General features: G+C 71.3%; 18 protein-coding genes. 15 read left to right on the forward strand and 3 right to left on the reverse strand.

Annotated features, from left to right (window positions below; genetic code table 11):
• The first annotated feature begins 10 nt into the window (after positions 1-10).
• From J4G33_RS00675 to J4G33_RS00715, 9 genes are all read left to right on the forward strand, one after another.
• Positions 11-1,015 (forward strand): ABC transporter permease, encoded by a 1,005-nt coding sequence (locus J4G33_RS00675; RefSeq protein WP_208053975.1) that lies wholly within the window; start codon positions 11-13, stop codon positions 1,013-1,015.
• Positions 1,012-1,962 carry an ABC transporter permease gene (locus J4G33_RS00680; protein WP_208053976.1) on the forward strand — a complete coding sequence of 317 codons (951 nt, stop codon included), beginning with the start codon at positions 1,012-1,014 and terminating at the stop codon, positions 1,960-1,962. Before J4G33_RS00675 ends, J4G33_RS00680 begins: the two co-directional genes overlap by 4 nt.
• Positions 1,959-3,710: a dipeptide ABC transporter ATP-binding protein gene (locus J4G33_RS00685; protein WP_307793622.1), complete on the forward strand. Its 1,752-nt coding sequence runs from the start codon at positions 1,959-1,961 to the stop codon at positions 3,708-3,710. Before J4G33_RS00680 ends, J4G33_RS00685 begins: the two co-directional genes overlap by 4 nt.
• A 137-nt stretch (positions 3,711-3,847) precedes the next feature.
• Positions 3,848-4,873 carry a 6-phosphofructokinase gene (locus tag J4G33_RS00690; RefSeq protein WP_208053978.1) on the forward strand — a complete coding sequence of 342 codons (1,026 nt, stop codon included), beginning with the start codon at positions 3,848-3,850 and terminating at the stop codon, positions 4,871-4,873.
• 170 nt (positions 4,874-5,043) lie between these two features.
• Complete coding sequence (rpsA, locus tag J4G33_RS00695) at positions 5,044-6,546, forward strand: 30S ribosomal protein S1 (RefSeq protein WP_208053979.1); 1,503 nt, start codon at positions 5,044-5,046, stop codon at positions 6,544-6,546.
• Between the two features lie 191 nt (positions 6,547-6,737).
• A complete protein-coding gene (gene coaE, locus J4G33_RS00700) occupies positions 6,738-7,370 on the forward strand; it encodes a dephospho-CoA kinase (protein WP_208054619.1) in 633 nt (210 codons plus the stop codon).
• Positions 7,367-8,074 (forward strand): pyroglutamyl-peptidase I, encoded by a 708-nt coding sequence (locus J4G33_RS00705; protein WP_208053980.1) that lies wholly within the window; start codon positions 7,367-7,369, stop codon positions 8,072-8,074. The genes coaE and J4G33_RS00705 overlap by 4 nt, the downstream gene beginning before the upstream one ends.
• Before the next feature lie 41 nt (positions 8,075-8,115).
• Positions 8,116-10,221: an excinuclease ABC subunit UvrB gene (uvrB, locus tag J4G33_RS00710; RefSeq protein ID WP_208053981.1), complete on the forward strand. Its 2,106-nt coding sequence runs from the start codon at positions 8,116-8,118 to the stop codon at positions 10,219-10,221.
• Between the two features lie 212 nt (positions 10,222-10,433).
• Positions 10,434-11,465: a TerC family protein gene (locus J4G33_RS00715; protein ID WP_208053982.1), complete on the forward strand. Its 1,032-nt coding sequence runs from the start codon at positions 10,434-10,436 to the stop codon at positions 11,463-11,465.
• Positions 11,466-11,571: 106 nt separating this feature from the next.
• Here J4G33_RS00715 and J4G33_RS00720 read toward each other — a convergent pair whose 3' ends face one another.
• The gene (locus J4G33_RS00720) at positions 11,572-11,922 is read right to left on the reverse strand and encodes a YciI family protein (RefSeq protein WP_208053983.1); all 351 of its coding nucleotides are present in this window, start codon (positions 11,920-11,922) and stop codon (positions 11,572-11,574) included.
• A 155-nt stretch (positions 11,923-12,077) separates the two neighbouring features.
• On the opposite strand from J4G33_RS00720, the gene J4G33_RS00725 reads away from it, so the two are divergent.
• Both J4G33_RS00725 and J4G33_RS00730 read left to right on the forward strand, forming a co-directional pair.
• Positions 12,078-13,379, forward strand: coding sequence for a serine/threonine-protein kinase (locus tag J4G33_RS00725; protein WP_208053984.1), 1,302 nt, complete (start codon positions 12,078-12,080; stop codon positions 13,377-13,379).
• Complete coding sequence (locus J4G33_RS00730; RefSeq protein ID WP_208053985.1) at positions 13,376-13,954, forward strand: hypothetical protein; 579 nt, start codon at positions 13,376-13,378, stop codon at positions 13,952-13,954. The genes J4G33_RS00725 and J4G33_RS00730 overlap by 4 nt, the downstream gene beginning before the upstream one ends.
• Before the next feature lie 3 nt (positions 13,955-13,957).
• Here J4G33_RS00730 and J4G33_RS00735 read toward each other — a convergent pair whose 3' ends face one another.
• Positions 13,958-14,692 (reverse strand): MBL fold metallo-hydrolase, encoded by a 735-nt coding sequence (locus J4G33_RS00735; protein ID WP_208053986.1) that lies wholly within the window; start codon positions 14,690-14,692, stop codon positions 13,958-13,960.
• Positions 14,693-14,793: 101 nt separating this feature from the next.
• Between J4G33_RS00735 and uvrA the strand changes: the two genes are divergently transcribed.
• On the forward strand, positions 14,794-17,667 hold the full coding sequence (gene uvrA / locus J4G33_RS00740) for an excinuclease ABC subunit UvrA (protein ID WP_208053987.1): 2,874 nt from the start codon (positions 14,794-14,796) through the stop codon (positions 17,665-17,667).
• Between the two features lie 43 nt (positions 17,668-17,710).
• On the opposite strand, the gene J4G33_RS00745 is transcribed toward uvrA, so the two are convergent.
• Complete coding sequence (locus J4G33_RS00745) at positions 17,711-18,217, reverse strand: OsmC family protein (protein WP_208053988.1); 507 nt, start codon at positions 18,215-18,217, stop codon at positions 17,711-17,713.
• 87 nt (positions 18,218-18,304) lie between these two features.
• Here J4G33_RS00745 and uvrC point away from each other — a divergent pair, with 87 nt between their 5' ends.
• From uvrC to J4G33_RS00760, 3 genes are read left to right on the forward strand one after another with little or no spacing between them, the layout of a single operon-like run.
• Positions 18,305-20,359 (forward strand): excinuclease ABC subunit UvrC, encoded by a 2,055-nt coding sequence (uvrC, locus tag J4G33_RS00750; protein ID WP_208053989.1) that lies wholly within the window; start codon positions 18,305-18,307, stop codon positions 20,357-20,359.
• Between the two features lie 46 nt (positions 20,360-20,405).
• Positions 20,406-21,344 carry an RNase adapter RapZ gene (rapZ, locus tag J4G33_RS00755; protein WP_208053990.1) on the forward strand — a complete coding sequence of 313 codons (939 nt, stop codon included), beginning with the start codon at positions 20,406-20,408 and terminating at the stop codon, positions 21,342-21,344.
• A complete protein-coding gene (locus J4G33_RS00760; RefSeq protein WP_307793624.1) occupies positions 21,341-22,333 on the forward strand; it encodes a gluconeogenesis factor YvcK family protein in 993 nt (330 codons plus the stop codon). Before rapZ ends, J4G33_RS00760 begins: the two co-directional genes overlap by 4 nt.
• Positions 22,334-22,348 lie beyond the last annotated feature (15 nt).

Here is a 22,348-nt window from a genome sequence, read left to right on the forward strand (position 1 = left end):
GCCAGGATCGATGCTCCGTCTTGTCATGCAGCGCCTGGCGCTGCTGGTCCCGACCCTGCTCGGGTTGTCGGTCCTGCTGTTCCTCTGGGTTCGCGCTCTCCCAGGAGGGCCTGCCACGGCCCTCCTGGGCGAGCGCGCCACCCCTGACGCCGTCGAGCGCATCAACGCGCTCTACGGGTTCGACCGCCCCCTGGTCGAGCAGTACCTGACGTGGCTGGGCCAGCTCCTCCAGGGCAACTTCGGCACCTCGACCCGCACCGGGCGTCCGGTGCTGGACGAGTTCCTCGTCCGTTTCCCCGCGACGATCGAGCTCACGCTGCTGGCCCTGGTCATCGCGGTCGGGGTGGGGATCCCGCTCGGCTACCTCGCGGCACGGCACCAGGGACGGGCCCTGGACCACACCACGGTCGGTGCGTCCTTGCTCGGCGTGACGATCCCGGTCTTCTTCCTCGCGTTCCTGCTCAAGTACCTCTTCGCGGTGCAGCTCGGGTGGTTCCCCTCCGCCGGGCGTCAGAACCCCGCGATGATCTCGACGCATCCCACGGGCTTCTACGTCCTGGACGGACTGCTCACCCGCGAGTGGGACGCAGCGTGGGACGCGATGGCCCATCTGGTCCTGCCGGCGGTGGCCCTCGGCTCGATCCCTCTGGCGATCATCACGAGGATCACGCGCGCGTCGGTCATCGAGGTCCAGAACGCGGACTACGTCCGGACCGCGCGGGCCAAGGGGCTGCGGCCACCACGTCTGCGCCGACGGGTCGTGCTCCGCAACGCGATGCTGCCGGTCTCGACCACCATCGGCCTGCAGGTCGGACTGCTCCTGTCGGGGGCGGTCCTGACCGAGACCGTCTTCGCCTTCAACGGGATCGGCAGCTTCCTCGCCAACGCGGTCTTCAACCTCGACTACGCCGTGCTGCAGGGGTTCATCCTCTTCATCGCCGTGGTCTACGCCCTGGTGAACCTGGCCGTGGACGTGTCCTACGGCCTCATCGACCCGAGGATGCGAGTGCGATGAGCACCGACCCCAGCGCCCAGCCCCTCCTGCACGCGACGGCCGGAGCTGCGACAGGCTCACCCGGGCCCTCCGGCCGGGACGCGGGCGCCAGCATCTGGCGCGTGGCGGTCCGCAGGCTCCGCCGCAACCCGGGAGCGATCCTGGGGGGCGTCATCGTGCTGGTGTTCGTCCTGGTCGCGCTCCTGGCCCCGGTCCTTGCGGCCTACGGGCCCGAGGCGCTGCCGGGGCGTGCCGAGATCCGGCCGACCTACATCCCCGGGCCATCGTCCGAGTACCCGTTGGGGCTCGACCGCTACGGCGGGGACCTGCTCTCCAAGCTCATCTGGGGCGCCCGGGCCTCGTTGCTGATCGGCGTGCTCTCCACCCTGCTGGGGCTCCTCGGGGGCGCTCTGCTCGGCCTCGTGGCCGGGGCGTTCGGTGGCTGGGTCGACTCGGCCACGATGCGTCTGGTCGATCTGATGCTGTCGGTGCCTTCGCTGCTGCTCGCGGTCTCGATCGCCGCGGTGATCGGTCAGTCCTCGACCGCGGTGATCATCGCGATCGGCGTGGTGCAGGTGCCGATCTTCGCGCGCCTCCTGCGAGGCACGATGCTCGCCCAACGTGGGCAGGACTACGTCCTCGCGGCGCGCTCGTTGGGTCTGTCCCGCCGGACCGTGACGATGAGCCACGTGCTGCCCAACAGCCTCGGCCCGGTGATCGTGCAGGCCACCCTGATGCTCGCCACGGCGGTGATCGAGGCAGCTGCTCTGTCCTTCCTGGGTCTCGGCGGCGGGTCGCCCACGACGCCCGAGTGGGGTCGGATGCTCACCGCGGCGCAGAACGAGCTCGAGGTCGCGGCTCGCCTCGCCCTCCTGCCCGGGGCGTGCATCGCGGTGACCGCCCTGGGCTTCACCCTCTTCGGCGAGGCGCTGCGCGAGGCCCTCGACCCCAAGACCAGGAAGCGGTGACCACCGTGGCTGATCCGCTGCTGAGCATCCGCGACCTCGAGGTGACCTTCACGACCGAGGAGGGCCCGACGACGGCGGTCCGCGGGGCGCGCTTCGACGTGATGGCCGGCGAGACCGTCGCGGTGGTGGGGGAGTCGGGCTCGGGCAAGTCGACCACGGCCATGGCCGTCATCGGTCTGCTGGCCCAGAACGGCCGCGTCTCGGGTGGTCAGGTCCTGGTCGACGGCCACGACGTCGCGACCCTGGGCGGAGCCGGCATGGCGCGCATGCGCGGCCGCGTCATCGGCATGGTGCCGCAGGACCCGATGTCCAACCTCAACCCGGTCGCGCGGGTCGGGGACCAGATCGTCGAGGCCCTCGAGGACAACGGGGTGGCTCGCGGCGGTGCGGCGCGGCGGCGGGCGGTCGAGCTCCTCGAGGAGGCCGGCCTGCCGGACGCCGCCCGCCGTGCCGGCCAGTACCCCCACGAGTTCTCGGGGGGGATGCGGCAGCGGGCCCTCATCGCGATGGGGCTGTCCTGCCGCCCGAGGCTCCTCATCGCCGACGAGCCGACCTCGGCCCTGGACGTCACGGTCCAGCGCACCATCCTCGACCGGCTCGAGGCGTTGACCACCGACCTCGGGACGGCGGTCCTGCTCATCACCCACGACCTGGGGCTCGCCGCGGAACGCGCCGCCAAGATCGTGGTCATGTACCGCGGCGAGGTGGTCGAGGTGGGCCCCGCCGCCCAGCTGCTGACCGACCCTCAGCACGAGTACACGCGTCGGCTGCTGGCCGCGGCTCCCTCCCTCGCCTCGCGACGCATCCAGCTCGCGCGGCGCCTAGGAGCGACCTCGGCGGTCGGCGACGACCTGCTCGCCATGTCTGCCGAGACGCCTACGGACGAGAAGGCCGCGGTGGACGCCCGGGCAGGCGAAGCGTCCACGGAGCATGACGACTCACCGATCGTCGAGGTCAAGGACGTGAGCAAGGTGTTCAGCCTGCGTGGGTCGAGCCTGTTCTCCCGGGGGCAGCGCTTCACGGCCGTCGACGGCGTCAGCTTCCAGATCCCCCGGGGCAAGACCGTCGCGATCGTCGGTGAGTCGGGTTCGGGCAAGTCGACCGTGGCCCGGATGATGCTCGACCTGATCCCACCCACCTCGGGCGAGATCACGTTCAACGGCCGCGCGGTGGGGGGCACCGACCGCGCTGCCGAGGTGCGCTTCCGACGCCAGGTGCAGCCCATCTTCCAGGACCCCTACGCCTCGCTCGACCCCCTCTACACGATCCACCGGACGATCGAGGAGCCGTTGAGGGCGCATCGCTTCGGCACCGCAGCTGAACGGCGGGACCGGGTGCACGCCCTGATGGCGGACGTCGCGCTGCCCCTCGACCTGCTGGGCCGCTACCCGGCCGAGCTCTCGGGAGGCCAGCGCCAGCGGGTCGCGATCGCCCGGGCCCTCGCGCTGAACCCCGACCTCGTGGTGTGCGACGAGGCGGTCTCGGCCCTCGACGTCATCGTCCAGTCCCAGATCCTGCACCTGCTCGCGGACCTCCAGCACCGACTGGGCCTGAGCTACCTGTTCATCAGCCACGACCTGGCCGTGGTGCGTCAGATCGCGGACCATGTCTGCGTCATGGAGCGCGGCAGGATCGTCGAGCAGGGCACGGTCGACGACGTCTTCGACCGTCCGCAGCAGGAGTACACCCGGGTGCTCCTGGATGCGATCCCGGGCAGGGACCTCCAGCTCGGCCTCGAGGCGGGCTGAGTGCTCCGAGAGCCCGTTCCCTGCCGACGGTCGGGACCCAGGGCCTGATCGGCTCCCCGTCGAGTGGCTAGGGTGGGCATCACGGGCGCGCGACGACGCGTCAGACCCGGCCCCCGAGCGATGAAGGAGTGTCACGCGTGCGTGTCGGACTACTGACGGGTGGCGGGGACTGCCCCGGCCTCAACGCGGCGATCCGCGCCGTCGTCAAGCACGGCGAGGGGCGCTACGGCCACTCGATCATCGGGTTCCGCAACGGGTGGAAGGGCGTGGTCGACGGAGACGTCCTGCCCATGGGACGTCAGCACATCCGCAACGTCCTCCCGGTCGGAGGGACCCTGCTCGGCACGGCACGCTTCCACCCGAAGGCCGAGGACGGAAGCCTGGACGCCGTCATGGCGACCCTCGAGGCCGAGCGGATCGAGGCACTCATCTGCATCGGTGGCGACGGCACGCTGCACGCTGCGAGCAAGGTGGCCGAGGCAGGAGTCAAGATCGTCGCGATCCCGAAGACGATCGACAACGACGTCGCGGGCACCGACCTCTCGATCGGGTTCCACACCGCCGTCAACATCGCGACCGAGGCCATCGACCGCGTGCACACCACCGCCGAGAGCCACAACCGCGTCATGGTGGTCGAGGTGATGGGTCGACACGCGGGATGGATCGCGGTCAACTCCGGGATCGCCGGCGGGGCCGAGCTCGTCCTGGCCCCCGAGGAGCCCTTCGACATCGATCAGGTCGTCAAGTTCCTCAAGCACCGCCATCGTGCTCACGCCAACTTCTCGATCGTCGTGGTGGCCGAGGGGGCCGAGCCGCGCGAGGGCGGCTCGATGGACTACACCACCCAGGTGGGCAAGTACGGGGAGATCATCGCCGGGGCCATCGGGGACCGGCTCGCCCACGAGATCGAGCAGCGCACCGGGTTCGACACGCGCGTCACGATCCTGGGACACGTGCAGCGTGGCGGGTCACCGACGCCGACCGACCGGATCCTCGGCAGCCGCTTCGGTGTCGCGGCGATGGACGCCATCTCGGAGGGGCAGAGCGGCGTCATGACCGCTCTGCGGGGCGAGCGCGTCGAGCTGGTCCCGCTCGCCGAGGTCGCGGGCAAGGTCAAGCACGTCCCGCTGGACCTGCTCCGCGTGGCACAGACCCTCGCCTGAGCACCCGGCGGGCGGACGGTCGGCGGGTGCTTTGACCGTGGCTTCCTCTCGCGCCTAGGATGGGATGAGGCGTGGCACGTCTGCGCGCCCGGATCTCGATCCCATGATCCTGCATCCCGCACCACTCCCTGTCCGCACTACTCCCTGTCCGCATCGGAGCTCGAAACTCAATGACCATCTCCACCCCTACGAAGTCGAGCACGCCGCAGGTCGCGATCAACGACATCGGCTCGGCCGAGGACTTCCTCGCCGCGATCGACGCGACCATCAAGTACTTCAACGACGGCGACATCGTCGAAGGAACAATCGTCAAGGTCGACCGTGACGAGGTCCTGCTCGACATCGGTTACAAGACCGAGGGTGTCATCCCCTCGCGCGAGCTCTCGATCAAGCACGACGTCGACCCGGACGAGGTCGTCAAGGTCGGCGACGAGGTCGAGGCCCTGGTCCTCCAGAAGGAGGACAAGGAGGGTCGTCTGATCCTGTCCAAGAAGCGTGCGCAGTACGAGCGCGCCTGGGGCACGATCGAGAAGATCAAGGAGGAGGACGGCGTCGTCACCGGCACCGTCATCGAGGTCGTCAAGGGTGGGCTCATCCTCGACATCGGCCTGCGTGGGTTCCTCCCCGCCTCCCTCGTCGAGATGCGGCGTGTCCGCGACCTCCAGCCGTACGTCGGCAAGGAGATCGAGGCCAAGATCATCGAGCTCGACAAGAACCGCAACAACGTGGTCCTGTCGCGCCGTGCCTGGCTCGAGCAGACGCAGTCCGAGGTGCGGTCGACCTTCCTGCAGACCCTGCAGAAGGGCCAGGTCCGTCCCGGCGTCGTCTCCTCGATCGTCAACTTCGGTGCCTTCGTGGACCTGGGCGGCGTGGACGGGCTCGTGCACGTCTCGGAGCTGTCCTGGAAGCACATCGACCACCCCTCCGAGGTCGTCGAGGTCGGCCAGGAGGTCACGGTCGAGGTCCTGGACGTCGACTTCGACCGCGAGCGGGTCTCGCTGTCGCTCAAGGCGACGCAGGAGGACCCGTGGCAGGCGTTCGCCCGGACGCACGCCATCGGACAGGTCGTGCCCGGCAAGGTCACCAAGCTCGTCCCCTTCGGCGCCTTCGTGCGCGTCGAGGACGGTATCGAGGGCCTCGTGCACATCTCCGAGCTGGCCGTCCGCCACGTCGAGCTGCCCGAGCAGGTCGTCAACGTCGGTGACGAGACCTTCGTCAAGGTCATCGACATCGACCTCGAGCGTCGTCGGATCTCGCTCTCGCTGAAGCAGGCCAACGAGGGGCTCGACCCCACGAGCGAGGACTTCGACCCGGCCCTGTACGGCATGGCCGCGGAGTACGACGAGAAGGGGAACTACAAGTACCCCGAGGGCTTCGACCCCGAGACCAACGAGTGGCTCGAGGGCTACGAGTCGCAGCGCGAGGCCTGGGAGGCGCAGTACGCCGCCGCCCAGTCGCGTTGGGAGTCGCACAAGAAGCAGGTGCTCGAGGCTCAGCAGGCCGACGCCGACGCGGCCAACGCACCGGCCGCGACCGCCACGAGCAGCAGCAGCAGCTCGAGCTCGCCGGCGCCGGCGAGCAACTACTCCTCGGCTCCGGTCGACCAGGGGAGTGGCACCCTTGCCTCGGACGAGGCCCTCGCGGCCCTGCGCGAGAAGCTCACCGGGAACTGACGCTCGTCGTCACCCCCGGCTGCGGGCCGGTCACCTTCGGGTGGCCGGCCCGCAGCCGTCCCCGGGTGTCTCACGGGTCCCGCACCCGCGGCAGGCCGCCTACATCCGCGGGGTCGGGCGGTGGGGCGGGCATCGGCCACGACTAGGCTCGAGTCATGAGCACTCGGACTGGGCCCGGGCCCGAGCCCCACGTGCTGCGTGTGGGCCTCACCGGAGGGATCGCGTCGGGGAAGTCGACCGCCGCGGCGCGGCTCGTGGAGCTCGGGGCTGCGGTCGTGGACCACGACCTGCTGGCCCGTGAGGTCCTCGGGCCCGGGACGCGGGGCCTCCGTGCGGTGGTTCACGCCTTCGGCCCGGAGGTTCTCGACGCCGACGGAGCCCTCGACCGCGCGGCCCTCGCCGCCGTGGTCTTCGGTGACCCCGCTGCTCGTGAACGCCTCAATGCCGTGGTCCATCCGCGGGTGAGATGGTCGGCGGGGGAGCGCGAGGCCGAGCTCCTCGCCGGGGGGCACCACGTGGTCGTGCACGACATCCCGCTGCTCGTCGAGACCGGGCAGGCGGGGCACTTCGACGTCCTGGTCGTCGTCGACGCGCCGGCCGAGCTGCGGGTCGACCGCCTCGTGGACGGTCGAGGGCTGACCGAGGAGGACGCGTGGGCCCGGATCGCCGCCCAGGCCGCCGACGACGAGCGCAGGGCCGCGGCTGACGTCGTGCTGGACGGGTCACGGCGCATCTCGGACCTGCACGCGCAGGTCGACGAGCTCTGGCGAGGCTGGACCCAGCACGCCCCCGCAGGGCCCACGGCCCCCCACCCCCAGGCATGAGCGGCCACGAGCCGCGTGCTCGACCTGGCCCCGGGACGAGCACCTCCCGCATCCTCGTCACGGCCTTCGCGCCGTTCGGTGGTCGCGCCACGAACACCTCGGCCCTCGTGGCTGACGCGCTGGCCGCACGGTGGGCAGGGCCCGAGCCGCTGAGGATCGAAATCCTCCCGGTCTCCTTCGCGAGGGCACGTGCCGAGCTGACCGCCGTGGTCGAGGACCACCGCCCAGCGGTGGTCCTCTGCCTCGGTGAGGCCGGTGGACGGAGTCGCCTGGGACTGGAGCGGGTGGCCCTCAACCTCATGGACGCCAGGATCCCGGACGAGGACGGTCGCTCTCCGGTCGACCTCCCCGTCGAGCCCGGGGGGCCGCTCGCCCTGATGGGCTCGCTCCCGGTCAAGGCGTGCTTCGCCCGCCTGCGGGAGCGTGGGTTCCCGGTCGAGGTGTCGATGACGGCAGGCACCTACGTGTGCAACGCGACCTTCTACACCCTCATGCACCTCCTGGCCGGACGTCCCGAGACCCGGGGCGGGTTCGTGCACGTGCCTGCGTTGCCCGAACCGGACCAGACGCCCGGCGCCTCGCCGCAGCTCGCGACCTCGCCGGGGCGAGAGGTCGACGCCCTGGCAGAGGCTGTCGAGACGGTCCTGCTGACCTCGTTGTCCGTCGCGGAGGACCTCGCCCTCGCCACGGGCCGGGAGGACTGAGCCCGCGGGCCGGTGTCGGTGCTTGGACGTACGGTTGTCCCATGCGTCCTGTCACCGACCTGCAGCGTTCGGCCGCCCCGTTCGAGGTTGTCTCGGACTACTCGCCCTCGGGGGACCAGCCCCAGGCCATCCACGAGCTCACGCAGCGGGTGCAGGCGGGGGAGAAGGACGTCGTCCTGCTGGGTGCCACCGGGACCGGCAAGTCGGCCACGACCGCGTGGCTCGTCGAGAAGCTGCAGCGTCCGACGCTCATCATGGCGCCCAACAAGACCCTGGCAGCGCAGCTCGCGACGGAGTTCCGCGAGCTCCTGCCCCACAACACGGTCGAGTACTTCGTCTCCTACTACGACTACTACCAGCCCGAGGCGTACATCGCGCAGTCGGACACCTACATCGAGAAGGACTCCTCGATCAACGAGGAGGTCGAGCGTCTGCGTCACTCCGCGACGAACAACCTGCTGACTCGGCGGGACGTCGTCGTCGTGGCCTCGGTCTCGTGCATCTACGGCCTGGGTACCCCGCAGGAGTACGTCGACCGGATGGTGCACCTGTCCGTCGGCGACCAGATCGAGCGGGACCAGCTGCTCCGGCAGTTCGTCACGATGCAGTACACCCGCAACGACATGGCGTTCACCCGCGGGACCTTCCGGGTCCGGGGGGACACGGTCGAGATCATCCCGGTCTACGAGGAGCTCGCGATCAGGATCGAGTTCTTCGGGGACGAGATCGAGGCGATCCACGCCCTGCACCCGTTGACCGGTGAGGTGCTCCGGTCCCAGCAGGAGACCTACGTCTTCCCTGCCTCGCACTACGTCGCCGGCCCTGAGCGGATGGAGCGCGCGATCGCGAGCATCGAGGCCGAGCTCGAGGACCGGCTCGCTGAGCTCGAACGGCAGAACAAGCTGCTCGAGGCTCAACGACTGCGCATGCGCACCACCTACGACATCGAGATGATGCGGCAGGTCGGCAGCTGCTCCGGGATCGAGAACTACTCACGTCACATCGACGGGCGTGAGCAGGGCACCCCGCCGCACACGTTGCTCGACTACTTCCCCGAGGACTTCCTGCTCGTCATCGACGAGTCCCACGTCACCGTCCCGCAGATCGGAGCCATGTTCGAGGGGGACATGTCCCGCAAGCGGGCGCTCGTCGAGCACGGCTTCCGGCTCCCGAGTGCGATGGACAACCGCCCGCTGCGGTGGGAGGAGTTCGTCGAGCGGATCGGCCAGACGGTCTACCTCTCGGCGACCCCCGGCGCCTACGAGCTCTCCCAGTCCGACGGCGTCGTCGAGCAGATCATCCGCCCGACAGGGCTGATCGACCCGGAGGTCGTCGTCAAGCCGACGACGGGGCAGATCGACGACCTGCTCGAGGAGATCCGGCAGCGGGTGGACCGGGACGAGCGTGTCCTGGTGACCACCCTGACCAAGAAGATGTCGGAGGACCTGACCGACTACCTCCTCGAGAAGGACGTGCGGGTCCGCTACCTCCACTCCGAGGTCGACACCTTGCGACGCGTGGAGCTGCTGCGCGAGCTGAGGCTCGGGCAGTACGACGTGCTGGTCGGCATCAACCTGCTGCGCGAGGGCCTCGACCTCCCGGAGGTGTCTCTGGTGAGCATCCTGGACGCCGACAAGGAGGGGTTCCTCCGGTCGGGCACCTCGCTCATCCAGACCATCGGCCGCGCCGCACGCAACGTCTCGGGCCAGGTCCACATGTACGCGGACAAGATCACCCCGGCGATGGCGACCGCGATCGACGAGACCAACCGCCGCCGCGAGAAGCAGGTCGCCTACAACCTCGAGCACGGGATCGACCCGACGCCGCTGCGCAAGCGGATCAGCGACGTCACGGACATGCTCGCCCGGGAGGACATCGACACCGCCCAGCTCCTCGAGGGCGGCTACCGCAACGCGGGCAAGGGCAAGGCCCCGGTGCCGGGCGGCGGCAAGGGCAAGGCCGTCACCTCGGAGCGCGCCCGCATGGCGGCGGTCCCCGCGAGCGAGCTCGCCGATCTCATCCAGGAGCTCAGCGAGCAGATGCGGGGGGCCGCCGCGGAGCTCCAGTTCGAGCTCGCTGCGCGGCTCCGGGACGAGATCTCGGGGCTCAAGAAGGAGCTCAGGGACATGCAGGCCGCGACAGCCTGAGGTGCTCGGGGACACGGCCTGACGGGCGGGTGCCGTGCCCGGTCCCGGCGTGACCTATCGTGGGGGCCGTTGGAGGGGAGTACTCCCGTCGCGGTGGTGTCGTCATCACGGCCGACCCCGTCGTCGACCCGGTGCCATCGGTTCGCGCGTCCGTCGACGCCTGGGCGGAGGAGACCTCCGGTACCCCGTTGCTACGTACCGGAGGATCACCTGTGGACGTCCCCACCTGGATCTGGGCCGCGACCGTCGTCGGCGTGCTCGGCCTGCTCGTCTTCGACTTCTACGCCCACGTGCGAACCCCGCACGAGCCGACATTCCGCGAGTCGGCGACCTGGTCTGCGGTGTACATCGCTCTCGCCGTCCTGTTCGGGTTGGGGCTCCTGGTGGTCTGGGGGCCTGCGCACGGGGGTGAGTACTTCGCCGGGTACGTGACCGAGAAGAGCCTCTCCGTCGACAACCTCTTCATCTTCCTCATCATCATGACGAGGTTTGCCGTCCCGCGTCCCTACCAGCAGAAGGTCCTGCTCGTCGGCGTCGCGATCGCGCTGTTCCTGCGTGGGCTCTTCATCTGGGCCGGTGCCGCGGCCATCGAGCAGTTCTCCTGGGTCTTCTACGTCTTCGGGGCCTTCCTCGTGTACACGGCGGTCAAGCTCGCTCGTGAGCACCACCAGGACGACACCCCGGCCGAGTTCCACGAGAACCGGATGCTGCGCCTCGCGCGCCGCGTGCTCCCGACGACGACCGAGTACCACGGCGACCGACTGACGGTCGTCCAGCACGGTCGCCGCCTCGTCACCCCGATGCTCCTCGTGATGATCGCGATCGGCACGACCGACGTGCTCTTCGCCCTCGACTCCATCCCGGCGATCTTCGGCCTGACGAAAGAGCCGTACATCGTCTTCACGACCAACGCCTTCGCCCTGCTGGGGCTGCGTCAGCTGTACTTCCTGATCGGCGGGCTGCTCGAGCGCCTCGTGTACCTCTCGCAGGGGTTGTCGTTCATCCTTGCCTTCATCGGCGTCAAGCTCGTGCTCGAGGCGTTGCACACCAACGAGGTGCCCTTCATCAACGGCGGGGAGCACGTCGCGTGGGCTCCTGAGATCCCGATCTGGCTCTCGCTCACCGTGATCCTCGGCACGCTGGCCGTCGCGACCGCGGCGAGCCTCCTCTCCACCCGTCGAGCGCGGGTCGTGGCGGCCGCGCAGCGCCAGGCCGAGGAGCGGGGTCTCGGCACCCCTGTCTAGGAGCTCGACGGCCAGGCTCCCGTGCTGCCCGTGGGGGGCTCGGTGGAGGACGGGGCGGACGAGACGTCTCGTTGACCTGGCCGCCCCGCCCTCCGTCCGAGCCTGCTCAGCCCCAGGGGCCCAGCACGGGGTCCCAGGCACGGACGGTCCGTGCTGCGACCAGGCCCTCGACCCAGAACGGGTCGGCGTCCAGGAGCGCGGCCACCGCGGCCGTATCCGCCGCGCGCAGGACGAGGAGCGCTCCGGGGGCCTCGGCCCCGGGTGCGGCTGCGGGCGGCGCCGTCTCTGGACCGTCGTCGCGTCGGGTCGTCGGTTCGGCGGCCCCGACCCACGGCCCGCTCGCGAGGAGGTCGCCCGCATCGAGCAAGGTGCGCAGGTACTGCCGGTGGCGTGGTCGGAGCTCGTCCCGCAGGCCAGCGCGGTCGTCGTAGACGTAATGGACGCAGTAGGTCGTCATGGCGCCATTCTCCCGCCTCGGACGGGCGGGTGAACCTGGACCCGCCGGGGTGCGCGACCCGTCGCCCCGCTCTACCGTGCTGAGGAGCCGGAGGGGCGGCCCGCGATGCTCCGGGAACCCGCCTGGCCGCGCACGACGAGGACGAGGAGGCGATGGTGGGCTTGGTCGATGTCGCCCGTGGAGTCGTCCTCGACGGCAGGTACCGCGTCGAGGAGATCCTCGGCCAAGGGGGCATGGCCACGGTCTACCGCGCGCACGACGAGGTGCTCGGTCGGGACGTCGCCGTCAAGCTCTTCCCGCCCACGCCGGACGCCGACGAGGTCCTGCGGCACCAGGCGGAGATGCGGGTGCTCGCTCGCCTGAGCCATCCCGGACTGGTCACCCTGCACGACGCCGGATCGGCCTACGCCGGCGGGCCGATGCACCAGACGTACCTGGTCATGGAGCTCGTCCGCGGTCCTACCCTCGCGGACCGCCTGGTCGCGGGGCGGTTCCCTGCGACCCATGTGGCCAGGGCCGGACGTCAGCTCGCCGAGGCCCTCGCCACGGTGCACGACGCCGGGGTGGTCCACCGCGACATCAAGCCGGCCAACGTCCTGATGGTGGAGGCGGAGGAACCCGAGGACGAGTCTGCGGACGCAGCTGTCACGACGGGCCCGATCGTCAAGCTCGCCGACTTCGGGATCGCCCGGTTCGCGGACGGCGCCCGGCTCACGATGACCGGGACCACGCTCGGGACGGCCACCTACCTCGCCCCCGAGCAGGCCGCCGGTGCCGAGGTCGGCCCGGCCGCCGACGTGTACGCCCTGGGGCTCGTCCTCCTGGAGTGCCTCACGGGCCGCCGGGCGTTCACCGGGACGGTCGTCGAGGTCGCCGCCGCCCGCCTGACCACCTCCCCTCAGGTCCCCGGGGAGCTGGGGTCGGAGTGGGTGTCGCTGCTCGAGAGCATGACGGCGCGGCGCCCGGAGGACCGCCCGAGCATGTCCGCCGTCGCTGTCGCCCTCACCGCGCTCCTCGGGGAGTCCACCGGTGAGCTGTCCCTGGTGAGCGCGGACCTCGACAGCACGCGGGCGCACCCGGCCCCGACCGAGGGCCCGGCTGCCTCCGAGGAGCCGCGTCCGGCCGTCCTGCGCCCGGCAGGGCCGACCCGACGGCCCGAACCCGCGACGGAGACCCGGCCGCTGCGGACCGGCGACGTGGTGGCGGCCCAGATGCGCCGCACGCGCGAAGCCGGAGGTCCTGGCGCTCTGGAGCCGGGGGAGGAGCGGGTCGATCCGCCAGCCCGGTGGACGGCCGCCCACACCCTGCTCGCCGCTCTGGGGATCGTCGTGCTCCTCGGCATCGGGATGCTGCTCTCCCGGTCGACCACCTCGACCCCCGAGCCGCCGACCTACCCCGCCGTCGAGGGTTCGCTCGGGGACGCCCTCGACGACCTCGCTGCGAGCGTGTCCCCATGAGGCGTCGACTGCTCGGCCTCCTGCTCCCCGCCGCCCTGGTGCTGGGCGGCTGCGCAGCGCCCAGCGACCTGTCGGAGGACGCGGCCGGCGCCCTCCAGGCTGCTGTGCTCGACCTGCACCGGGCCGCGGCGGAGGAGCGCTACGACGCGGCCGAGGTGGCGGCGACCGAGGTCCGGGCCGCTCTGGACGCCGCCGCGGAGGCGGGCGAGGTCTCCGTCGCGCGCTACCGCCAGATCGACGCCGCGCTGGTCGCCGCCGAGGAGGAGCTCGCCGTGGTCGCAGGTCGCGGTGGGGAGGAGCGCGAGACGGACGAGGTGGCGACGGACGGGGAGAGGCCGACGGGCGTGCCCGCCCCGACGGAGGAGTCAGGACCGGCAGGGGACGAGCCGGCCCAGGCGCCAGCCACGGCCCCGGCGACGGACCCGGCGAGCGCTGTGGACGAGGTGACGCGGGAGGACGCCCCTGCTCCGGCGCAGGGCAACGGCGGCGGTGCCGGCTCGAACGGCCGCGACGGCGCGCCGGGCCAGCAGAAGGTGCCGCCGGGCCAGGAGAAGGGGCCGGGCAAGGCTCCCTGAGCCTCACCAGCCGCGAGATCGCCAGGCGTCGAGGTGCGGGCGCTCGGCGCCGAGCGTGGTGTCTGCGCCGTGGCCCGGATACACCCAGGTCCGGTCGTCGAACCGGTCGAAGACGCGCTCGACGAGGTCGGTCATGAGGCTGTCGAAGGCCTCCGGGTCCTCGGTCTTGCCCGGCCCCCCGGGGAACAGGCTGTCGCCCGTCAGCAGGTGCACCCGTCCTGCGACGGTCCCGGCTCGCCTCGTGCGCGCCGGCTCGCGGTAGGCCAGGGCGATCGAGCCCGGGGTGTGGCCGCGCAACCCGATCACCTCGAGGGTCAGGTGCCCCACGGGCAGCACCTCGCCGTGCCGGAGGGGACGCACCCCCGTGACGGGCAGGACGGCGGCATCCTCCTCGCCGGCGACGGCCTCGGCTCCGGTGACGGCCAGGATCGAGGCCAGGGCACCGGTGTGGTCCGGGTGGCGGTGCGTGGTCACCACCGTGGTGAGCCGGGCCGACCCCGAGCCCTCGCGGACCAGCTGGAGGAGGCGGTCGGGGTCGGCCGCCGCGTCGACGAGGACCTGGGAGCCACTGGCTCGGCAGGTGATGAGGTACGCGTTGTTGTCCATCGGCCCGACCGAGAGCTTCCGGATGACGACCTCGTCCAGCTCGCGGGTCTGGGTGGGGCCGCCGGTCAGGGTGCGGCCGTCGTAGGGCTGCTGCTCGGTGCTCGCCCCAGGCGTGCTCGGCGTCTGGTCCATCGCGCCAGTGTGGCGCGACGGCCACCCAGGCGCGCGCGGGCGCCGACCGGCCGATCTTCGAACAACTGTACGGATCCGTCACGGCGACCTACCATGGTGCGGTGAACGACCGTCTCCGCGTCCAGGGCGCCCGCGAGCACAACCTCCGCAACGTCGACATCGACCTCCCTCGGGACAGCCTCATCGTCTTCACGGGCCTCTCGGGCTCGGGCAAGTCGTCCCTGGCCTTCGACACGATCTTCGCCGAGGGGCAGCGACGCTACGTCGAGTCGCTCTCGGCCTACGCCCGCCAGTTCCTGGGCCAGATGGACAAGCCTGACGTCGACTTCATCGAAGGGCTCTCGCCCGCCGTGTCGATCGACCAGAAGTCCACCAACCGCAACCCGCGGTCGACCGTCGGGACGATCACCGAGGTCTACGACTACCTGCGACTGCTCTTCGCCCGAGCGGGCACCCAGCACTGCCCGGTCTGCGGCGAGCAGGTGAGCCGTCAGACGCCCCAGCAGATCGTGGACCGGCTCCTCGAGCTCCCCGAGGGCACCCGGTACCAGGTGCTCGCGCCGGTGGTCCGCGGCCGCAAGGGTGAGTACGCCGACCTCTTCACCGAGCTGCAGTCCAAGGGCTTCGCCCGCGCACGGGTCGACGGCGAGGTGGTGCAGCTGACCGAGCCGCCCACCCTCGAGAAGAAGCTCAAGCACACGATCGAGGTCGTGATCGACCGTCTGGTGGCCCGGGACGGCGTCCAGCGCCGACTGACCGACTCGGTCGAGACGGCCCTCTCTCTCGCGGGTGGCCTCGTCGTGGTCGAGCTCGTCGACGCCGAGGAGGGGGATCCTGAACGGGAGCGCCGGTTCTCCGAGCACCGGGCCTGCCCGAACGACCACCAGCTGGCCCTCGAGGAGATCGAGCCCCGCACCTTCTCCTTCAACGCCCCGTACGGCGCGTGCCCCGAGTGCACCGGTATCGGCAGCAGGCTCGAGGTCGACGCGGACCTCGTGATCCCTGACGAGGACGCGACCCTGGCCGACGGAGCGGTAGCCCCGTGGTCGCAGACCTCCTCGGAGTACTTCCAGCGGGTGCTCACGGCCCTGGCCGGCGAGCTCGGCTTCGGCATGGACGTCCCCTGGCGGGCGCTGCCCGAGCGTGCCCGGTCCGCGATCTTGTACGGCCAGGACCACAAGGTGCACGTCAAGTACAAGAACCGGTGGGGCCGGGAACGGCAGTACAGCACGGGCTTCGAAGGCGTCGTCACCTTCATCGAGCGTCGGCACTCCGAGACCGAGTCGGACTGGTCCAAGGAGAAGTACGAGGCCTTCATGCGGGAGGTGCCGTGCCCGGTCTGCGAGGGGGCCCGGCTCAAGCCCGAGGTGCTGGCGGTCCGCGTCGGCGGCCGCTCCATCGCGGACGTCTGCCGCATGCCGTTGCGTGAGGCACGGGACTTCCTCGACGCCCTCGAGCTCGGCTCCCGCGAGCGCGCGATCGCGACCCAGGTGCTCAAGGAGATCCAGGACCGCCTGGGCTTCCTGCTGGACGTGGGCCTGGACTACCTGTCCCTCGAGCGTCCCGCCGGCACGCTCTCGGGCGGCGAGGCCCAGCGGATCCGTCTCGCGACCCAGATCGGGTCCGGGCTCGTCGGCGTTCTCTACGTGCTCGACGAACCCAGCATCGGCCTGCACCAGCGGGACAACCGGCGACTGATCGACACCCTCACCCGTCTGCGCGACCTGGGGAACACCCTGATCGTCGTCGAGCACGACGAGGACACCATCCGCACCGCGGACTGGATCGTCGACATCGGTCCCGGCGCCGGGGAGCACGGTGGGCGCGTCGTCCACTCGGGTGACCTCGAGGGCCTGCTCGCCTCGGACGAGTCGGTCACCGGCGCGTACCTCGCGGGGCGTCGCTCGATCCCGATGCCGGCGGACCGCCGCATCCCGGACCCCTCCCGGGAGATCACCGTCGTCGGGGCGCGTGAGCACAACCTGCGCGGCATCGACGTGAGCTTCCCGCTCGGCTGCCTCGTCGCGGTGACCGGTGTCTCCGGGTCCGGGAAGTCCACCCTGGTCAACTCGATCTTGCACACGGTGCTGGCGAACGAGCTCAACGGTGCGCGGCAGGTGCCCGGCCGGCACACCCGCGTGACCGGCCTCGACCATCTCGACAAGGTCGTGCACGTCGACCAGGGCCCGATCGGCCGTACGCCGCGGTCCAACCCCGCGACCTACACCGGGGTGTGGGACCACGTCCGTCGCCTGTTCGCCGAGACGACCGAGGCCAAGGTCCGCGGCTACATGCCGGGGCGGTTCTCCTTCAACGTCAAGGGCGGGCGCTGCGAGGCGTGCTCGGGGGACGGCACCATCAAGATCGAGATGAACTTCCTCCCGGACGTCTACGTGCCCTGCGAGGTGTGCCACGGCGCGCGGTACAACCGCGAGACCCTCGAGGTGCACTTCAAGGGCAAGACGGTCGCCGAGGTGCTCGACATGCCGATCGAGGAGGCCGCCGAGTTCTTCGCGGCGGTCCCGGCCATCTCGCGGCACCTCAAGACCCTCGTCGACGTCGGGCTCGGCTACGTCCGGCTGGGCCAGCCCGCGCCGACCCTGTCCGGGGGCGAGGCCCAGCGGGTCAAGCTCGCCAGCGAGCTGCAGAAGCGGTCGAGCGGACGCACCATCTACGTGCTCGACGAGCCCACGACGGGCCTGCACTTCGAGGACATCCGCAAGCTCCTCGGGGTGCTCCAGTCCCTGGTCGACAAGGGCAACTCGGTCATCGTCATCGAGCACAACCTCGACGTGATCAAGAACGCCGACTGGGTGGTCGACATGGGCCCCGAGGGAGGCTCGGGGGGTGGTCTCGTCGTCGCCGAGGGGACCCCCGAGGAGATCGCGGCTGCTCCGGAGAGCCACACAGGACGCTTCCTGGCGGAGGTCCTGGAGCCGGCCAAGGACCTCGTGGAGGCCCGCGCGAGCGCGTGAGGCCGCCGACGAGCGGGTCGGTCCGCGGGACGGCCCGGGGAGGTCAGGAGGAGGCCTGCGCGACGCGCAGCGGTGCTGGGTCGTGGCGGACCGGGAAGCTGACGGACCGTGCGATGAAGCAGTGCTCGTGGGCCTTGGCGTGCAGGGCTGCCAGGTCATCCTCCGTCACCTCGCGGCCGTCCTCCCGGTCCGTGGTCGCGACGGTGACGAGGGGGTGCAGGACGACGTGGGTGAACTGCCCGGCCCCGGCCGCCTCCACCCGCATCGTGCCCACCGCGTTGTCCACGTAGCCCACCACCACGACGCCGTCGAGGCTGGCGAGATGCAGGAACCAGAGCATGTGGCACTGGGAGAGTGCGGTGACCAGGAGCTCCTCCGGGTTGAACCGGGCCGGGTCGCCGCGAAAGCTGGGGTCCGCGGAGCCCAGGAGCACGGGCTTGCCCTCGAGGGAGACCTCGTGATCTCGGCTGTAGGCGGTGTAGGTGCGGGTCCCGGCCTCACCCGCCCCGGTCCAGGTGACGGTGGCGTTGTACGTGTGCAGGAGGCCCATCCAGCAACGCTAGCGGTGCCGCGGCCGGACCACCATGGCCCCGTCTCGTGGCGCACGAGGTCGGTGGGCTGAACTACCCTCGACGGCATGGCCGATCCGGCGAGCTACCGTCCCCGCCCCGGTCAGGTGCCCGACTCCCCGGGGGTCTACCGCTTCCGCGACGAGCACGGCCGCGTGGTCTACGTCGGGAAGGCCAAGAGCCTCCGGTCTCGCCTCGCGAGCTACTTCCAGGACCTGACCGCCCTGCACCCGCGCACCCAGCAGATGGTGACCACCGCTGCCTCGGTGGAGTGGACCGTGGTGGGCACCGAGGTCGAGGCCCTGGCGCTCGAGTACTCCTGGATCAAGGAGTACGACCCCCGGTTCAACGTCAAGTACCGGGACGACAAGTCCTACCCCTACCTCGCGGTCACCCTGGGGGACCAGTTCCCTCGGGTCCAGGTGATGCGCGGGGCCAAGCGACCGGGAACGAGGTACTTCGGCCCCTACGCCCACGCCTGGGCGATCCGGGAGACGGTCGACCTGCTGCTCCGCGTCTTCCCGGTGCGGACCTGCTCGGCCGGGGTGTTCAAGCGGGCCGAGCAGGCCGGCCGGCCGTGCCTGCTGGGGTACATCGACAAGTGCTCGGCCCCCTGCGTGGGCCGGGTCTCTCCCGAGGAGCACCGGGGCCTGGCGGAGGACTTCTGCGACTTCATGGCGGGGGACACCGCCAAGTTCGTCCGTCGGCTCGAGCGACGCATGGCGGAGGCGGCCGAGAACCTCGAGTTCGAGGCGGCGGCACGGCTGCGGGACGACGTCGCGGCCCTCCAGCGGGCCACCGAGAAGAACGCCGTCGTGCTGTCCGACGGGACGAGCGCGGACGTCTTCGCCCTGGTCGGCGACGAGCTCGAGGCCGCCGTCCAGGTCTTCCACGTCCGGGACGGACGCATCCGGGGGCAGCGCGGGTGGGTGGTCGAGAAGGTCGAGGACATCGGTGACGCCGAGCTCATCGAGCACCTCCTCCAGCAGGTCTACGGCGACGGGCTGCCGGCCACGCCGGGGCGCAGCTCGCAGGGGTCGGCCCGCCCGGAGCGAGAGCTCGACCCGGGCAGTCCGGTCCCGCGCGAGGTGCTGGTCCCGGTGCTGCCCCCCGACGTCGAGCAGGTCCAGGACTGGCTGGGCTCGTTGCGGGGGGCGCGGGTCCAGGTGCGGGTGCCCCAGCGCGGGGACAAGAAGGACCTCGCCGCGACCGTGCGGCGCAACGCCGAGCAGGCCCTCGCCCTGCACCGGACCAGGCGCGCCGGCGACCTGACCACCCGGAGCCAGGCGCTCCGGGAGATCCAGGAGGCCCTCGACCTCCCGTCGGCGCCGTTGCGGATCGAGTGCTACGACATCTCGACCACCCAGGGGACCCACCAGGTCGGGTCGATGGTGGTCTTCGAGGACGGCCTGGCCCGCACCTCCGAGTACCGCCACTTCGTGGTGCGCGGGCCCGAGGGGGATGGTGCCCGTGACGATACCGCGGCGATGTACGAGGTGATCACGCGTCGCTTCCGGCGGTACCTCGAGGACCAGGCACGGGCCGCGGGTGCGGGGGAGGTGCCGCTGGGCGGCCCGACCACGGGGGAGGTCGGGGCCGAGGTCCCCGAGCAGAAGGGTCGCTTCGCCTACCCGCCCAACCTCGTCGTCGTCGACGGGGGGGCCCCCCAGGTCGCTGCCGCGGCCCGTGCCCTGGCCGACCTCGGGATCGAGGACGTCGCGCTCTGCGGGCTCGCCAAGCGGCTCGAGGAGGTCTGGGTGCCAGGAGAGGACTACCCGGTCATCCTGCAGCGGTCCTCCGAGGGCCTGTACCTGCTCCAGCGCCTGCGCGACGAGGCGCACCGCTTCGCCCTGCGTCACCACCGCTCGCGGCGCAGCAAGGGCATGACCTCCTCGGCCCTCGACGAGGTCCCGGGGCTGGGACCGACGCGGCGCGCAGCCCTGCTCAAGCACTTCGGGTCGGTCGCGCGCATCCGCGCCGCCGAGGTCGAGGAGATCGCCGCGGTCCGGGGCATGGGGCGGCGGACGGCCGAGACCGTGCTGACAGCGCTGCGACCTGCTCCGCCGGAGGACGCTGCCCCGGCCCCCGGCGCCGAGCCCACGGGGGAGCGGTCCTCCACCTGAGCCTGCCGAGCGGTCACGACGCCGCAGGGCCTGGCATGCTGGACGCATGACGCACGAGCCACCACCCGAGACGGTCCCGCGCGGCATCCCTGCCCTCGAGGCCACCACTCCCAGGCCCACCTCCGAGCCGCCCGAGCTCCTGGTCATCACCGGCATGTCCGGCGCGGGCAGGTCGCAGACGGCGACCGTGCTCGAGGACCTGGACTGGTACGTGGTCGACAACCTCCCCGCCCAGCTCCTCACCCAGATGGCCCGGATGATGAGCGCCGGCCCGGGCGGGGTCAACCGCCTCGCCGCCGTCGTCGACGTCCGGGGGCGTGAGTTCTTCGCCGACCTCGCCCACGTGATCGACGAGATCCGTGCAGCCGGGTACGCCTACCGCGTCCTGTTCCTCGACGCCTCGGACGCCAAGCTGGTGCAGCGCTTCGAGGCCGTCCGACGGCCTCACCCCCTGCAGGGCGACCGCGGCATCCTCGACGGCATCACGGAGGAGCGAGCGCTGCTCCAGGGCATCCGCGAGCGGGCGGACGTCGTGATCGACACGACCGAGCTCAACGTCCACGACCTGGCCCGGGAGGTCCGCATCGCGGTCACCGGCGGGGACGACGAGGCCCTGCGCCTGCACATCCTGTCCTTCGGGTTCAAGTACGGCCTGCCGCTCGACGCCGACCACGTCGTGGACATGCGATTCCTGTCGAACCCGTACTGGATCACCGAGCTGCGGCACCTCACCGGCCGGGACGAGCCGGTCCGGGACTACGTGCTGGCCCGGGACGGCGCGATGACCTTCATCGAGCGTTACGTCCTGGCTCTCGAGCCCGTGCTGGCGGGCTACCGCAACGAGAACAAGCGGTACGCGACGATCGCCGTCGGGTGCACGGGTGGCAAGCACCGGTCCGTCGCGGTGTCCGAGACCTTGGCGACCGAGCTGCGCGAGCGGGGGCACCGCGTCGTCGTCTCGCACCGCGACCTGGGGCGCGAGTGACCCTCCTGGACCCCGGTGGTCGCGGCCCCGCGGTGGTCGCGCTCGGGGGAGGGCACGGCCTGTTCGCGAGCCTCTCGGCCCTCCGGCTGATGTCTGACCGGCTGACCGCCGTCGTCACGGTCGCCGACGACGGCGGCTCCTCGGGGCGTCTGCGGGCCGAGATGGACGTCCTGCCCCCGGGCGACCTGCGGATGGCGCTGTCGGCCCTGTGCGACGACACCGAGTGGGGCAGGACCTGGCGCGACCTGCTGCAGCACCGGTTCCACTCGCAGGGGTCCCTCGACCAGCACGCGGTGGGCAACCTGCTCATCGTGGCGCTGTGGGAGCTCCTGGGGGACACCGTGACCGGTCTCGACTGGGTGGGCCGGCTGCTCGGTGCGCGCGGGCGGGTGCTGCCGATGGCCTCGGTGCCGCTGGCGATCGAGGCCGACCTCGTCGATGTCGCGGCCGGCCCCGAGGCGGCACCCCACGTGGTGCGGGGGCAGAGCGCGGTCGCCACGGCACCGGGACGGGTCCGGGAGGTCCGTCTCATCCCGGACGACCCACCGGCCTGCCCCGAGGCCGTCGCCGCGGTCGACGCCGCGGACTGGGTGGTGCTCGGCCCGGGCTCGTGGTTCACCTCGGTGATGCCGCACCTGCTCGTGCCCGAGCTCTCGGCTGCGCTGCACCGTACGACCGCCCGCCGGTGCCTGACCCTCAACCTGAGCGACGAGTCGGGCGAGACCCACGGCATGACGGCCAACGACCACCTGTCGGCCCTCCAGGCGCACGCCCCCGAGCTGCGGTTCGACGTGGTCGTCGCGGATCCGACCGTGATCGAGGACATCGAGCAGCTCCAGGCCCACTGCACCGCCCTCGGCGCACGCCTGCTCCTCCGGCAGGTCGGCGTCGGCGACGGAACGGCGCGCCATGACGCCCTGCGCCTGGCTGCCGCCTACCGCGACGCCTTCGAGGGATTCCTCGGCGACGTCGGCACCTCGGCCCGGTGACTGGCAGGATGACCG

The organism is Actinotalea soli (assembly GCF_017565425.1).
Lineage (GTDB): Bacteria > Actinomycetota > Actinomycetes > Actinomycetales > Cellulomonadaceae > Actinotalea > Actinotalea soli.